Here is a 16,242-nt window from a genome sequence, read left to right as displayed (position 1 = left end):
TTAATAAGGCTTTGAAATAGCTTGTGTAGCGTTAACGCCTTTATATATTTTTTGAAAGGCTGTAGCAAAATTCTGTTTGCTACCAACATACTTATAAGCATTATCAAGAAAATTTGAATGATTAATTTTTGTAGCATCAAACGGTTTTGTTTTCCATTCTTGGCCAACCTGAATTAATGTGTTTTTAAATTTCATGAATTTAAATATAGCTACTTCTCCTGGTTGGTCTTTATAAACTTTTAGATGCTTATCTGATAAAGCTCCACATAGCAAAATTGCCATACTAGATGATTTAGTTTTTACAGCATTAAGAATTTTAATATTATGATTACATGATTTTGAGAAACCACCTAAAACAAAAGATTGATACTGAGAAAGACTAATTTTATTATCTTTGTCATATATTCCAGCTATTGTATAGATCTCATTCCAACTATCGAATTTTTGTCCTGTAGGTATCTGTTCATATAAGAAACTTATTCCTTTTTGAGTTCTATATACATCACCCACTAGGCCAGTACTAAACCATGTTGGATATGGATATGTTAATGATGCATCATATATTTTCATTGATTGGATAGCATGCTTAGTTTGTTGCTTGGACATGCCCATGTAATCTTTTTCTGCTGAGAAAGAAATACCAAGAGATAATATTATAATTAAAGTTGATAAAAGTAGTTTTTTCATTGAGTTATATTTTTGTTCTAACTATATTGATTATAGAGAACTTATACTTAGAAAAATACTTATAAGATTAAAAAGAATATGAAGTTATAACTAATAGATAATCTATTAAATAGACTAATGATTTTATAAAATAAGTCTAGCTTGCTTCTTAACAGGCTCGATCATATTATCTTTCCAAACCCAGTAATAAACTGGCTCACTACCTTTAAAACTAGCCACATAGTGGTTATCTTGATTATCAATTGCATGGATTGTTAGCTCGTCTAAGTAACCAGTTTTTAGATGACGTAAATCTTTAGCTGCTTCTAGTACAGCATCTTTTACAGACATTCCCATTTTCATATACAAAACTACCGATCTAGCTGTACTACAGCGAATAGCCATCTCACCAGTATGAGTACAGGCACAAGCTCCATATCTAGAGTCAGCATATGAGCCAGCACCGATAATAGGGCTATCACCTAATCTACCAGGATAGCGCCAAGCCCAACCAGAGGTACTTGTGGCTGATGATATAGTATTATTATGATCTTTTGATAGATAGACAGTAGTATCAAAAACCTTTTCAGGATCTATAGCAAATTTGCTTAGCTCAATTAGCGGGATATTAGGAAAGTTAGTTTTTTGATCAGCAGTTAAATGTTTGTCTAAATGCTCTAGCCATACTTTTTTAATTTCTGGTAGTAGATTATCGATCTTTGTAGCATTTATTTCATCAGCAAATTTATTAGCACCATCACCGACTAATATTTCATGATGTAATCTTTGCATAACTTCATAGGCAACTTCAACAGCACTAGCATAACCTTTTAAAGCGCCAATAGATCCTGTACGTAGATCATCTCCATCCATAACAGAGCCATCTAAAGTCACATTACCTAAGATATCAGGCCAAGACCCTCTACCTACGGTTTTGATAGTTGTGTCACTTTCTACAAGTTTGATACCTTCAATCATAGCACGAAGGCCATTTTCTTTATTTTGGAGTCGTTTAAAAGCTTCAGGTACGCCACCACGACCTTCATCATTTGCAATTAGAATCATTCTTATACCCTAAGTTTAGTAAGTTTTTTTAATATCGGAGTTAACGCAAGTAATATAACAGCCACAATAATTGCTGCAATAAAAAGTTTAAAATATCCTGAAGCAAAGCTGCTTGCTGGAGTATTTTTTGTAACAGCAATATGCGAGCTTATTACACCACCAAAAAATCCTGCATAAGCACTGATTGTCCACCATACTCCCATCATTGTAGATTTTAAATGCTCTGGAGCTAGTCGAGTAACAAGTGCTAAACCAACCGGTGAAATGCATAACTCACCAAAGACTAGCATTAGATAGCATAGTAATAACCATATCACATTGGCATGTCCAGCATGGGCAGCTATTGATCCAGCTATACTTAAGAATAAAAAGCATAGAGCAAGAAATATTAAACTAAGCACAAATTTAAGCTCATCTGATGGTTCTTTATTCTTTTGACCAAGTTTTTGCCATAAGATAGCAAAGAAAGGGTTTATGATTATTAGCAATGTTAGCTGCGTTGCCATAAGCGTAGTTACTGGCATGTCAAAACCTAAAATATGCAGATCAATATTACTTTTTATAAATAATGGTATGCTTATAGAAGTTTGATTACTTAGTGACCAGTAGAACAACATAAATATTGAAAGTATTAATAAAATTGCAATATTAGTCTTTTGAGCTTTTCCAAGAGATTTCCATAGTGAAACTAGATATATTAATAAAACTATTCCAGATAGAGAGATTATTACCATCGACTCTGTTGGATGCGCTATTAGATAAGCAAAAATACATGCTGAAATTATTACAAATAAGATTATTGCGTACCAAACATTTAAACCTGGAAGTAAGTTTTTTTTCATAATCTCAAAGTTAGGCTCATCACAGCTTTTAGGGAAATGCTTTTTACCTGATTCAAAAAATATTAATCCAAGTGCCATACCAAAAGCAGCTAAACTAAATCCATAGTGCCAGCCAATTTTTTCACCAACGTAGCCTACAACAAAAGTTGCAATTACAGCGCCAAGGTTGATGCCTGTATAAAAGTAAGCAAAGCCAGAGTTTCGAAGTGCCTCTTTATCATCATAAAGTCTACCAACCATAGTTGAGACGTTGGATTTGAAAAATCCTGTACCGGCAGAGATGCATCCCAAACCAAGAAATAGCGCAGTATCACTAGATCCAGATAATGCCATTATTATATGTCCAGATATAATTGAGATCCCACCTATTAGTACACAACGTCTATAGCCGATCACTCTATCAGCCAATATGCCACCAACAGCAGTAGTTATATAAAGAAATGTTACATAACTACCAAATATCAAAGCTGCATTTGCATCTGTGAAGTTTAATTTTTGAGTCATGTATAAGATTAAAATTGCGGCTAATCCGTAGTAACTGAAACGTTCCCACATTTCTGCGAAGAATAAAAATTTGAGTCCTTTGGGGTGTTTTAGAGATTCCATTTATTATTTTAAATAAAAAAACAGTAAAATTCATTCTATCCAAACTTTTTTTATAAGTCATTATTATTTAGCAATTGCTATCTATAAATTTAACTAATATAATCGTCCAACATTTGTATAAATTATTTTGGAAATAAAGCTATGAGTATTAAAGGATCTTGTTTGTGTAGTAGTGTAAATTTTGAGATTGATGGTGATTTTGAGAGCTTTTTTTTGTGTCATTGCTCTTACTGTCGTAAAGATACAGGTTCAGCTCATGCAGCTAATCTTTTTTCAAAAAATGCAAAATTAACATGGAATTCTGGTCAAGATTTAGTTAAAAACTTTAAACTGACTGGAACTAGACATACAAAGAGTTTTTGTAGTCAATGTGGTTCAGCTATGCCGATTGAAGTACCAGATCTAGGTTTAGTTGTTGTTCCAGCTGGTTGTTTAGATGATGAGATTGCAATTAAGCCAACAGCTCATATTTTTACAGCAAGTAAAGCCAGTTGGGAAGAGGACTTGGATAAAGTACATAGTTTTGAGGCTTTTCCTCAAGCTTAGAAAAGTTAATACTCTTTACCATCCATTAATTTTTCGATACCAACAAAAGCAACGTTAAATATTACAGGACCAAGAAATATTCCAATAAAACCAAAAGCTTGTATTCCCCCCATAATACCAATTAATGAAGCTACAAAGCTAAGTTTGACTTGTTTATTAATAATTTTTGGTTGCATAATATTATCTGTAAAAATGTTAAGGGCAAATCCGACTACTAAAATAATAATGGCTTTTGTGGCACCATAGATTACAAATACTGCAGCAGCTAAAAGGATATAAACAATACCAACCATAAAAGGAATCATTGATGCTATAGCTGAAACAAATGCAAAAAGTATAGGGCTAGGTAAAGATATTGCTGAAAATGTGATACCCATAATTATGCCTACTAATATAGCTGTTAAAAATATAGCTAAACTAACCCTACGAGTTGTTATAATTGCTGTTGAAATAAAGCTATCACTATCATGAAAGTCTTTTAAAACAACATTTCTAAAGAATTTTTCTACAGTTGTACCACTTACTAAAAATTGATATACCAGTAAGATAGTTATTAAAAAATCTGTTAATAAACTTACAGATGTAGAGCCTATATATCTGATCGCAGGTAGTGCTTGCCCTAGGTTTGAAATTATTTTCTCTTTATCATGTTTGATTGCATTTATAATCTTATCAAAGTGTTGCTGAAGATATTCACCTGCATATGGTATCTTTGCTATTGAAATACTAAGCTGATTAAAGGTCTGAGACAAAGATTCAGAGTTTTGTAAGTATGAAATAATTTCGGTGATGGCATATGAGATTACAATTAGCATTGGGATAAAAATACATAGTAAAATGCCTATAGCTATAATGAAGCCACTCTTATGTCTGCCGAGATGCTTTTCTAGATATACTTGTAAAGGAGCTAGAATTATAGCCAAAAGAGCAGCAAATAAAATTGGATAAATAAAAGGGTATAGCACCCATATAATTAGTGCGCCAATTAAACATGTAATGCTAAGTTTTTTGATTATGGAGTAACTATTCATGTATCTTTCAAAGAAATAATAATTAAAAAGATAACATAATAATACTAGTGACTCCATATCAATAGTGATAAATAAGATATAGTTTAGTTAACTGTGTAAGTTAATGACTATACTGTGTAAATAAGGTATTTACTATCAAAGTGAAACTTACATGTAAGCATATATCTTAACGCAAGTTCATAAGAGCTCTGTCCACTTATAGTGTGAATAGAGTTTCAGGTGTTTGTGATTGTTTACAGTCCTGGATAATTTCATTTTTATCAATCTTAGCATATTTAACGTAATCTTCACCTCTTTTGATACATTTATCTATTTGATCTTTTTGATATGATCCTTCAGAAGTTTTGGCTTTTGCTGCTTGCTTTTTAGGAGGGTTGGTAGTAGCACATCCAACTAAGCTAAAAGTTAGTATTGATATCATCAATAGAGTTATTGTTTTTTTCATTACATATCTCAAAAGTTGGCTAACACTTCAATAATAAGGGCTTATTTTAAGACTGTCAATGTGATCTTTAAGAATATTTTGATTAGTTAGCTATAACTAAAATCATTTGTCGTAGAGTATCAGTTATTTGAGTTTGTATATCTCTGAGCGTTTAGTTTTTTTGGTAGGTTATCTTTACTATGTTTATTTCTAAAATCTTTAAGATCATCTTTAGACATATTACTTGTAAACTGTTTTCTTTCGCTTTTATTCATACTCTTATATTGTTGAGGTGTAGTTTTAAAGTCTTGTAGAGTTTGAGCTCTTTGGCTTGCGTTAGAATGTTTAGGAGGTTGAGCAAAAGCTAATGAACTTAATCCAATAGTTAAGCTAAGTACAATTATTAATGTTTTTTTCATATTTTTTCCTTATAAGTTTTATCAAAATACCTTGGTATGTATAAGTAATTATATTTGATTTGATAAAAGTGGCATATAGTTATTTAACTAGAAATGATTAAATATTATTTATAAGGCCTTAGATTAGTCTTTGATATTATAAGTTGAGTTTAATAACAATAAATATTTATTATAGACTTCTTTATATTTTATAACATTCTCTTTGATTGGAGAAGCTACTGTTGAATAATCCATTTTCACTAGCTGATCAACTATATCATAGTCTATAGAGCTCTTTATAGCCCAAGACGCTTGAATTGCTGCACCTAAAGCAGCCCCTCTATTGACTAGTGGAATTACAACATCAATGCCAGTGATATCAGCAACTATTTGGCGCCAGATTTTAGAGTTTGAACCTCCGCCAATAAGTCTAATTTCTTTGGGTTTATTGGGCATTTTTGAAACCAATAAGTCTAGACCATATTTAAGTCCAAATGTTACAGATTCCATTATGGATCTTACTAAATTAGCTTTACAAAAGTTAAATGAATTTAAGTTATGAATAGAAGCATTTGCTAAAGGCAACTCTGGGACTCGTTCTCCATTAAAAAATGGGAGTGTTAGAATACCATTAGAGCCAATATTAGACTTATTTACTAATTCATCAATGTCTTTTACTTCTACTCCTAAAAGATTGTTAATTTCAGAAAGAGCTGAGGTAACATTCATGGTACAGATTAACGGTAGCCAGTGACCACTACTTGAGCAAAAGTTAGCTACGCTAGAATCAAAATCTATATATTTATCTGAATATGAGTAAACTGTACCAGACGTACCAAGTGACATTGTTATTATACCATTTTTGATATTGCCCGAGCCTATTGCTCCCATCATGTTATCACCACCCCCTGTTGAAATGATGACATCATGTCTTAGACCTAGCTGATCTGCGATATCAGGTTTAACAAATCCTATTTTTTCATTTGGTAGTTTTAATTTAGGTAGAGTTTGATAGAGCTTACCGGATGAATCAATTAACTGGCATATTTCTTTGCTCCAGCATTGTTCTCTAACATCGTATATTCCTGTTCCAGAAGCATCGCCATGCTCTGCGTAATACTTATCTGTTAACCATAAGTTTAGAAAATCATGTGGTAGACACATGTATTTCATTTGTCGGTAAAGTTCAGGTTTATTATTTTTGAACCATAAGATTTTTGAGGCTGTATAGCCTGTTTGAATTTTAATACCTATAGTATTTATACCGTTATCATTACCAAGTTTATTTAATAAATCGTCATTTTCTTTAGCTGTTTCAGTATCACACCACAACTTAGCATTATATAAAGGTTTTTTATTCTCATCTAAAGGTACAAAACCATGCTGCTGTGCAGAAATACCCATAGCATCTATATTCTTTGATGAGATTCCTGCCTGACTCACAGCATCTTTGAAGGCTACTCTAAAAGACTCAATCCACCAGTTTGGATCTTGTTCTCGTTTACCATTCTCACCAACAATAATCTCATGAGTACAGTAAGCCTCACTTAAGACGCTTTTTTTCTCGGTATCAACAAGTAAGACTTTCGTCCCTTGTGTACCACTGTCAATTCCAACTACGATACTCATAAGCTAGAACTCAATCATTACTTTCATATTCGTAGCACCTTCATTTTTAGCATATTCACAAGCGTGTATAGCGTCTTTGAAAGAGAACTTTTTAGTAATTAAAGGCTTAAGGTTAATTTTGCCACTTGCAATTAGATTTATGCTTCTAGGAAACATATTGCAATAACGAAAAACAGATTCAAATTTTAGTTCTTTAACTTGCATAGCAACTATATCAAGGTTGACAGTGTCATTTGGCATTCCTACGAATATTACTTTTCCTCCTGGTTTAGCTGGCTTACAAATATTGTCAATAACACTTTTTACACCACAACATTCAAAGACGATATCAACACCTCTAGAATTTGTTTTTTCATTTATAAATTCTAATACATCTTGCTCATTGCTGTTTAAAGTTATAATTCCATCATATTGCTCAAGCATTTCTAGTTTAGCTTTAGATACGTCAACAATAATTACTTCTGAGCAGCCGCCAGCGATAGCAGATAATGCTGTCATAGCACCTATAGTTCCTGCACCATAGACTAAAGCTAAATCTCCTGGTTTTATGTTAGCTTTAGTAGCTGCTTGCATTCCTACTGATAGAGGCTCCACCATAGCAGCTTCATTATAAGAAACATTATCCGGGATTTTAAAAGTAAAAGTTTCTGGATGAACTACATAGTCACAACAACAACCATCGTAAGGAGGTGTTGCCCAAAATCTCACAGCAGGATCTAAATTATAGTAGCCTTGTTTAACTTCTTCAGAAAAAGCACTTGGAATTCCTGGCTCCATACAAACTCTATCACCAACTTTAAGATTTGTTACATTTTTACCAATTTCAACAACTTCTCCAGAAGATTCGTGCCCTAAGATCATTGGTTCTTTAACAATAAAATCACCAATTCGACCTTCAGTAAAATAGTGTAAATCAGAACCACATATCCCAACAGACTTGATTTTTATTTTTACTTCATCATCTTTTGTTATAGCTGGTTCCTTGATATCTTTGATACTTAACTGATTAATTTTGTCTAAATATAATGCTTTCATACTATATCTCCAAGTTTTTGGTTACCCTTTGGGTTGATTAACTTTTATAAATAATGTTAAAAATGCTGCAAAAAAGTATAACACGGCATAGCAAATTACAACGCCTTTTATCCCAGCTGAAGGTAAAAGTAAGGTTGCTAAAGCTGGGCCCATAAAGTTCGCTAGGCCACCACCTAAATTCTGTACTGAAACAGCAGCACCTTTATGTTCAGGTTCAATCATTGGGAATATAGCTCCCATTGGTACAAATGAAGTTACAGTTAGCCCAAAAAATAAGGCTGCAATTGCTGCAATAAGAAAATTATTACCAAAGAAATATGGTAAGTAGTAGAAAGATAGAGTAGCCAAACCACATCCTACGAAACCAAACCATCTCATTTGGAACATCCATCCAATTCTATCTCCAATAGCTCCCCAGATTACATTGCTAAATGGTTGAATTACAAATACTATTCCCCAAATAAGAAGCCATTGGCTAGTTTTGAAACCTACTGTCCCAGAGGTATAAAATAAAGGCATAATAACTGGAAAACCAAATAAAGATAAATTACAAATTATTCTGATGATTAAGGCCATGAAGATATTTTTATTTCTATAAATAAGTGTGACACCTTTACTCATTTCTTTAAGTTTTTCGCTAAAAAGAGTATATTTTTTACTGGTATCTTCAGGAGTTTTTTTAATACAGAAGAATATAATTAAGCCACCAGCAGCAACAAATAAAATAGATAACCATAGAGTTGTTTCAAAGCCTAAAGCAACTATTGCAAAGCTTGCCAAAAATGATGATACAATGCCATAACCTATTGTAAACATCGACCAAATCCAACCAACAGCAGATGCTAGTCTGTGAGGAGGGGTTTTTTGAACTACCCAAACAAAGAAGCCGTAGAAAAACATTGGATATGCAAAACCTCTAATTCCATAAAATAAGAGAATCATAAAATAATTACTAGAATGAATACCAAATATCATAAATAGCGCATGGAAAAGTATCCACCACAATGCTCCGACAATCATTAGTTTTCTAGGAGTATATACCTCTGCTAAGACACCAGAAAACCAGCTTGATATTGCTGAGGTAGCACCATAAATAGTAAATACCATAGCTGCTTGATCAGGTCTAAAACCTAGATGATGAACAAGATATTTTGATAAGAAAGCTACCTCTATTCCATCTCCTGTCATAAAAATAGCAATTGCTATAAAGCCCCATAGTATTTGAGTTGGCATACCAAAGACTATTTTGGAGTAGTTTGATGAATAATCTCCCATATCATCCCTTATTAATACTTTTATATATTTTTTAATCATACTAGCAGTTCTAGTCTATTTTTTTTCTATTTTTAAGAGCGAATTTTAGATGATTGGTTATAATTAATAGAGTTTTTAAAAACTAGGTTAGAAATCTTGATCTTATTGAAAATGCTATAATAGGTGTATACCTGCTAATGGGTAAGAAATGATTTTTTATATAAGATTGCAATTATCTTTTGCCTTTTGAGTTAGACTGGATGCTGTTGTCATTGGTAACTCAACCGCGCCAGCACCTGCGCCTATGACTGCTCCTAAAATAACAGCGCCACCTATTTGCAATGGTTGTATAAATTGATTATCGCTTAAGCCGCCACTATCAAACATCATCGGAGACATCATAGCTCCTCCAGCGATTCCTGCTAGTAGGCCTACAGGTACCATTAAGATAGTCCCTACGCCTATACCAACTAAAGAGATAGGGCTCATAAGAGTAGTTGATAACGTACTACAGTTTTTTGGTTGTTCGTGATTTTTACTTTCTAATGTTTTTAGTGCTGGATGATTTATATTTTTATTTTCTGATAAACAATAGCCTATATTGGTAGCCAGGAGTAATATTGTAAGATTTAAGAATAAGGTTATTTTTTTAATCATAATTTAAAATAATAAGTTATTAACTTAGATTAAGTTATATTATCACTTTAAATTAGATTTTTGAAAATTATAAAATTGAAAAATATAAGTAAAGAAAAAATATTTAGAAAATAAATAATTACCAACCAGTAACTTCTTTAAGTTTAGAACCTAACTCAGCAGGTGATCTAGTATAAGCAATACCAGCAGCTTCAAATGCAGCAAATTTCTCATCAGCTGTACCTTTACCACCAGAGATGATCGCACCAGCATGACCCATACGCTTTCCTGGAGGAGCTGTAACACCAGCAATATAGCCAATAACAGGCTTAGTTACATTGTGCTTAATATATTCAGCAGCTTCTTCTTCAGCTGTACCACCAATCTCACCGATTAGGATTATAGCTTCTGTTTGAGGATCATTCTCTAGAAGTTTTAAAGCTTCGATTTGGTTCATACCAGGAATTGGGTCCCCACCTATACCTATACAAGTAGACTGACCAAAACCTAATTTAGTAGTTTGAGCAACTGCTTCATAAGTCAAAGTACCAGAACGAGAGATGATACCAACTCTACCAGGTTGGTGAATATGACCAGGCATAATACCAATCTTACATTCACCTGGAGTGATAACACCAGGACAGTTAGGACCAACAACTTGTACATCTTTACCTTTTAAGTATTCTTTAACTACTAGCATATCTAGAGTCGGAACGCCTTCAGTAATGATTACAACTAGCTTAACACCAGAGTCGATCGCTTCGATTGCAGAATCTTTTACAAATGGAGCTGGTACATAGATTACAGATGCATCAGCACCAGTAGCTTTTACAGCTTCTTCCATTGTGTTGAAAACTGGTCTATCTAGATGAGTTTGACCACCTTTACCAGGAGTTACACCGCCTACGATGTTTGTGCCATACGCGATAGCTTGTTCTGAGTGGAAAGTACCGTTTTTACCAGTAAAACCTTGTACTAAAACTTTTGTATTTTTATCAATTAATACGCTCATTATTTAATATCCTTTTAAACTGTTTGTGTTATTAACCTAGTGATTTTACAACTTTATCAGCAGCATCAGCTAAACCATCAGCAGGGATAAGCTTTAAGCCTGAATCAGATAGGATCTTAGCACCTTTTTCTGCATTGTTACCTTCTAGACGAACAACTACTGGTACAGTTACATTTACTTCTTTAACAGCTTCTATAATAGCTTCAGCAATCATGTCACAACGAACAATTCCACCGAAGATGTTGATTAAAACAGCTTTTACATTTTCATCATCTAAGATTAGTTTGAAAGCTTCGATTACTCTTTCTTTAGTAGCACCACCACCTACATCTAGGAAGTTGGCAGGCTTACCACCATATAATTGGATGATATCCATAGTTGCCATTGCAAGACCAGCACCGTTTACCATACAACCAATATTACCTTCAAGAGCTACATAGTTTAGCTCATGCTCAGAAGCTTTAAGCTCTTTAGCATTTTCTTGAGATTTATCTCTTAGAGCTAATAGTTTAGGGTGTCTATAAAGAGCGTTTGAATCAAGGTTGATTTTACCATCAACACAAACGATATCACCATTTTCTCTTACAGCAAGAGGGTTGATTTCAAATAAAGCAAAATCACATTCAACAAAAGCTTTGTAAGCGCCTAACATAGTCTTAACAAAGTCATTAATTTGCTTACCTTCTAGACCTAGTTTGAAAGCTACTTCACGAGCTTGGAATGGTTGAAGACCAACTAATGGATCAACTTCTACTTTAAGGATTTTTTCAGGTGAGTTGTGGGCAACTTCTTCAATATCTACACCACCTTCAGTTGATGCCATGAAAGTTACTTTACGGCTAGATCTATCAACTACAGCACCTAAGTATAATTCACGAGTTACAGGGTAAACATCTTCAAAAACACCAACAGAGTTTACTGGTTGACCTTCAGCATCTGTTTGGAATGTTACAAGGTTTGTACCAATGAGGCTCTCTGCTACTTCACGAGCTTCTTGAGATGATTTAACAACTTTAACACCACCAGCTTTACCACGACCACCAGCATGTACTTGAGCTTTAACTACCGCAAATTTGCCACCTATTTGGTCAAATGCTTGAGCAGCTTCATTAGGGTTGTGAGCTACAATACCTTTTTGAACTTTTAGACCATAGCTTTCTAAAAGATCTTTAGCTTGATATTCATGTAAGTTCATCGATTTTCTTCCTTATTTGATCGTTTGACGAAAATTTTAAATAACAGGTAAAATAATAACGTATTTGCTTTATTTTTTCTAATAAAAAAGTAGCATATAAGTTCAATTAGGCTGAGGATTTAATCTAAGCATCAATATTACCTATTTTAGAGTATTGTATGGTATTTGTTTTGTTCTTGCAAATGACTATGTTTTTTATGTTGATAATAATTATATTTTTATAAATTTATTGCTCAAGCAGATATTTATGTACAAACAAGTTAAATAACCATTTTATTGTTATAAGTAGTTATATCTAAGATATCTTTTGAGATAAAAATACTATTTTAATATTTCGATTTTTTTATAATATGGTAATGTTAGTTTAGTAAGTTTAAAAAAATAAGGTAAATTAAAATGTTTGGTTATATATTTGATAAGATAAAATCGACTATTTTTTCAAAAATTACGCCATTTCAATTGCTCTTAACTTCATTGTTTGCATTTGTATTTGGGTTTGTTCCGGGGATATCATACTCGCCTTTATTATTTGTAGGGGTGTTGTTCTTAGTTATTATTCTTAGAATTAATCTGGGTGTATTTATATTTATTTCAATAATAGCAAAAGCTCTTTCATTTATTTTGGAAATTGTGAGCTTTTCATTAGGGCAGTTTTTACTTGATGGGTTTACACAGCCTATATTTAAGAGTTTAGTTAACACACCTGTTATAGCATATGCAGGTTTTGATTATTACCTTGTCGCAGGGGCATTCGTACTTTCAGTTATCTTAGGTCTTATTTTCGGGATTATTATCGCGAAGATATATAAGAAAATCGTCGCGAAAATGTCTGTGGTTCAAACAGGTTCAGAGCTATATAACCGCATTACAAAAAACTTTTTTGTGAAAATAGCTAGCTGGATTTTCTTAGGCAAAAATGTTGCAAAAATCGACTGGGTTAAGATGAAAAACCGTAAGTTTAGACAACCATTTAGAATAACAGGTGTTATTTTGGTTGCTTTGATTATTGTTGCTATATCTTATGCGCCACAGATTTTAGAGACTTCATTAGTATCAAACATTATTAAGCAACAGTTGACTAAAGCAAATGGAGCTACTGTTGATTATAGCTCTTTAAAACTAAACTTAAGTGATGCAAGACTTAATATAACAGGTTTAGGTGCCGCAGATCCAGCAGATCTTAATAAAGATAGATTCTATGCTAGTTCTATTAGTGCTAGTATAAATATCTCAAACTTATTAACTAGACAAATAGCATTAAAAGATGTTGTTGTTGAAGGAGTATCTTTGGATAAGCAAAGAGAATCTAAAGGAGAGTTGTATATCAATAGTACTAAGGCTACACCTACATCAAAAGAAGAAACTCAACAAACTTCTGAAGCAGCTAAAAAGCAAGCTATTGATAACATCAAAAAAATAGGTGGTGACTTACAGCAAGTTAACTTACAGCAGCTAAAAGATAATGCTAAAGAAGTTAAAGATATTGCGAGTAATATAAAACAAGCTGTAGAGTTTTTATCAAGCTTTAGATCAAACCAAACTAAAGTTACTGATTCTCAAGTTAGACAGCAAATTATTACACCTAAAGAACAAGCACAAGTGTATGGCTATGCAAATGTTAGAAATGAAAGTTTACGCGATAAGTACCCTAATTTTGTAGTTCAAAATATTGATATCAAAGACTATAAGGATGGTGATACTTTATATAACGCAACTATTACTAATATATCTACAAATCCAGAGTTATTAGCAAAACCTACTACTGTTGATATTAAATCAACAAATAACAAAAACCTTGACGTTGGTGTAGTTATTTCTAATAAGCCTAATGTTGATAATACAGTTAGGTTTAATGTAGCTAATGTAGCAGGAGATGCTATAAAAGGCTTAACTATCCAAGGTGTTGGTCTAGATGCTGATAGTTTAGATATCTCTGGTAATGGAACTTGGCAGTTTAGTGGAGTTAGGAATGTAAACTTTAATATCCCATTAAAGTTAGATTTCAAAAATGTAGGTATAAACTTTAATCAATTCAAGCAAAAAGTTTCTGATTTAACTTTAAAAGGTGTTATATCTGGTGACTTAAATGGCGTTAAGTTTGGCTTAGATACATCTTCTTTGAAAAATCTAGTAAGTGTTGATACTGTTAAAAATACAGCTTCTCAAATTGCTAAGCAAACAGGTTTAGATAATAAGGCTAAACAGTTTTTAGATAATACTAAAATAAATGGTAAATCTATAAGTAATATAAGCGTAAATGGTAAATCAATAAAAGATTTAAACGCTCAGGATATAAAAAATCTTAAACCTCAAGATGTTAAAAATATAGCATCTAGTTTTGGGGTGCAAATCTAAATTATATTCTTCTCAATCTTTTTTTCTAAGTCAGTGTCTATATAAACATTTTTTAAAAAAATATGCTGAAAGAGTATTTTTCACTGATTTGTTATTTCTAAATAATTTAATTTGATTTACACTTATGTCAAAGTATTTTTTTTATAAATTTGCTGCTTAAAATTTTGCATGCTTTTTTATAGTTGAGTAAGCTTTCATTAAAGGCTGCTTATTTGAAGCAGACCTTTTGATTGTTTAGTGAAAATAATGATAATTAAAATTAATAATGTAAGAGATATTCTAGGAGACATTAAATGAAGAAAATATTGGCAGCTATTTTAGGGATTTCAGCATTAGTGCTATCGAGCTGTTCGAGTCATCAAGAGATTAATACAAGCAATAAGCATAGTGTTGGTGTCAAAAGACCTATTGACTATGCAAGAGTTATTGCTATTCCAGCAGTTGTAAATCAATTGTTAAATGATGAAATGACTCCAACGATAGGTCCTAAAGATGCTAAAAAGGCAGTTGTTGTCTTTTATGATTATGGCTGTTATAGATGTACGAAGAGCTATCCAAAAATGGTTAAGCTAGTTAGTGAAGAGCCAAATGTGAAATTTATATTTAAAGCTTATCCGTCTTCATCAAGGGCTGATAACAAGGTGCCTAATTATGCTTCATTAGTTGCTAATGAATCGTATTTGCAAGGTGGTCCTGAGTTATTTGCAGAATATAATAAAATTATATATGGTCAGCGTGAAGCAAATGGTAAGTTAACAATTCAAGATGTTGATAATGCTATTAAACAGTTAGGAATTGCTACAGATAAGCCTAGACTTAAACGACAAGCAGAAAAAGAAGAGCTAAGAACTAAAAGAGTTGCTAAGCTAATAGGCTTCGAAGGGCCATCATCATATATCGTTTTACCAACAGACTTAGCAAAAATGAATGCTGATCAGTTAGAGGCGAATACTAGCAAGATATCTGTTATAGCAATTAAAGATACGAGTAATGTTGATGACTATCATAAGTTAATTGATCAGTCTATGAATAAGATAAGAGAAGAATTAAATAATATCAAGTAATCTAGTTAGATTATAAATTAAACTTATCTACGACCTCCACCTCTCATTGCACCCCCTATATTCATAATATGTTCTATATTACCGTAGTGATTTGAGCTAATAAAATTATGATTTACTTGATGGAAGTATCTTCGTCCATAATCATCGTAGCCATATCCGTACCATCCATAAGGAAAGTAATCATTATCTATTGAGCCATACCCTTTAGAAGTTTGAGCGGGTGACATATTATAATTATTGATAGTTATATTCTGAAGGGTTGCAGATTTAATGGTGTTTATACTACCAAGCTTAATCTTTTTAGCGTCTTTGCTTTTAATATTTGAGAAGGATGTTATCCCATTTTTATCGCTCTCATATACTGATCCTATCGCTAGATAAAATGAAAAGCTAATAATGGTAACTATTAATAACCTCAGTTCGGAATTAAAAGCATTGTAAATTAAGGGTTTAGTAGTGTTTTTAGGTTAAAATAAGCGAAAAA

General features: G+C 32.5%; 16 protein-coding genes. 3 read left to right on the top strand and 13 right to left on the bottom strand.

Annotated features, from left to right (window positions below; genetic code table 11):
* The 3 genes from AB8E56_RS04975 to AB8E56_RS04965 all read right to left on the bottom strand — a co-directional run bounded on the left by AB8E56_RS04975 (position 1) and on the right by AB8E56_RS04965 (position 3,179).
* Entirely contained in the window at positions 1 to 687 is a 687-nt protein-coding gene (locus AB8E56_RS04975) for a hypothetical protein (RefSeq protein ID WP_329478633.1), read from the bottom strand.
* Positions 688 to 810: 123 nt separating this feature from the next.
* Positions 811 to 1,731: a N(4)-(beta-N-acetylglucosaminyl)-L-asparaginase gene (locus AB8E56_RS04970; protein WP_329478631.1), complete on the bottom strand. Its 921-nt coding sequence runs from the start codon at positions 1,729 to 1,731 to the stop codon at positions 811 to 813.
* A 2-nt stretch (positions 1,732 to 1,733) separates the two neighbouring features.
* Complete coding sequence (locus AB8E56_RS04965) at positions 1,734 to 3,179, bottom strand: peptide MFS transporter (RefSeq protein ID WP_329478629.1); 1,446 nt, start codon at positions 3,177 to 3,179, stop codon at positions 1,734 to 1,736.
* Between the two features lie 141 nt (positions 3,180 to 3,320).
* On the opposite strand from AB8E56_RS04965, the gene AB8E56_RS04960 reads away from it, so the two are divergent.
* Entirely contained in the window at positions 3,321 to 3,725 is a 405-nt protein-coding gene (locus AB8E56_RS04960) for a GFA family protein (protein WP_329478627.1), read from the top strand.
* A gap of 5 nt (positions 3,726 to 3,730) precedes the next feature.
* Here the strand turns inward: AB8E56_RS04960 and AB8E56_RS04955 are convergent, their stop codons facing one another.
* The 9 genes from AB8E56_RS04955 to sucC form a co-directional block, all read right to left on the bottom strand.
* Positions 3,731 to 4,756: an AI-2E family transporter gene (locus tag AB8E56_RS04955; protein WP_329478625.1), complete on the bottom strand. Its 1,026-nt coding sequence runs from the start codon at positions 4,754 to 4,756 to the stop codon at positions 3,731 to 3,733.
* 196 nt (positions 4,757 to 4,952) lie between these two features.
* Positions 4,953 to 5,201 (bottom strand): hypothetical protein, encoded by a 249-nt coding sequence (locus AB8E56_RS04950; protein WP_329478623.1) that lies wholly within the window; start codon positions 5,199 to 5,201, stop codon positions 4,953 to 4,955.
* 119 nt (positions 5,202 to 5,320) lie between these two features.
* Positions 5,321 to 5,599 (bottom strand): hypothetical protein, encoded by a 279-nt coding sequence (locus AB8E56_RS04945; protein ID WP_329478621.1) that lies wholly within the window; start codon positions 5,597 to 5,599, stop codon positions 5,321 to 5,323.
* A 123-nt stretch (positions 5,600 to 5,722) separates the two neighbouring features.
* On the bottom strand, positions 5,723 to 7,207 hold the full coding sequence (xylB, locus tag AB8E56_RS04940; protein WP_329478620.1) for a xylulokinase: 1,485 nt from the start codon (positions 7,205 to 7,207) through the stop codon (positions 5,723 to 5,725).
* 3 nt (positions 7,208 to 7,210) lie between these two features.
* The gene (locus AB8E56_RS04935; RefSeq protein WP_329478618.1) at positions 7,211 to 8,242 is read right to left on the bottom strand and encodes an NAD(P)-dependent alcohol dehydrogenase; all 1,032 of its coding nucleotides are present in this window, start codon (positions 8,240 to 8,242) and stop codon (positions 7,211 to 7,213) included.
* Positions 8,243 to 8,263: 21 nt separating this feature from the next.
* On the bottom strand, positions 8,264 to 9,556 hold the full coding sequence (locus AB8E56_RS04930; protein ID WP_329478616.1) for an MFS transporter: 1,293 nt from the start codon (positions 9,554 to 9,556) through the stop codon (positions 8,264 to 8,266).
* Positions 9,557 to 9,712: 156 nt separating this feature from the next.
* Positions 9,713 to 10,153, bottom strand: a complete 441-nt coding sequence (locus tag AB8E56_RS04925) for a hypothetical protein (RefSeq protein ID WP_329478614.1) — start codon at positions 10,151 to 10,153, stop codon at positions 9,713 to 9,715.
* A 118-nt stretch (positions 10,154 to 10,271) separates the two neighbouring features.
* Entirely contained in the window at positions 10,272 to 11,144 is an 873-nt protein-coding gene (sucD, locus tag AB8E56_RS04920; RefSeq protein ID WP_150466416.1) for a succinate--CoA ligase subunit alpha, read from the bottom strand.
* A 31-nt stretch (positions 11,145 to 11,175) separates the two neighbouring features.
* Entirely contained in the window at positions 11,176 to 12,339 is a 1,164-nt protein-coding gene (sucC, locus tag AB8E56_RS04915; protein ID WP_329478610.1) for an ADP-forming succinate--CoA ligase subunit beta, read from the bottom strand.
* Between the two features lie 396 nt (positions 12,340 to 12,735).
* Here sucC and AB8E56_RS04910 point away from each other — a divergent pair, with 396 nt between their 5' ends.
* Complete coding sequence (locus AB8E56_RS04910) at positions 12,736 to 14,694, top strand: TIGR03546 family protein (protein ID WP_329478608.1); 1,959 nt, start codon at positions 12,736 to 12,738, stop codon at positions 14,692 to 14,694.
* Positions 14,695 to 14,987: 293 nt separating this feature from the next.
* The gene (locus tag AB8E56_RS04905; protein ID WP_329478606.1) at positions 14,988 to 15,758 is read left to right on the top strand and encodes a thioredoxin domain-containing protein; all 771 of its coding nucleotides are present in this window, start codon (positions 14,988 to 14,990) and stop codon (positions 15,756 to 15,758) included.
* A 23-nt stretch (positions 15,759 to 15,781) separates the two neighbouring features.
* Here AB8E56_RS04905 and AB8E56_RS04900 read toward each other — a convergent pair whose 3' ends face one another.
* The gene (locus tag AB8E56_RS04900) at positions 15,782 to 15,985 is read right to left on the bottom strand and encodes a hypothetical protein (protein ID WP_329478604.1); all 204 of its coding nucleotides are present in this window, start codon (positions 15,983 to 15,985) and stop codon (positions 15,782 to 15,784) included.
* Positions 15,986 to 16,242: the final 257 nt, after the last annotated feature.

The organism is Francisella sp. 19X1-34 (assembly GCF_041102755.1).
Classification (GTDB): domain Bacteria; phylum Pseudomonadota; class Gammaproteobacteria; order Francisellales; family Francisellaceae; genus Francisella.
This window is presented reverse-complemented; position numbering and strand designations above follow the sequence as displayed.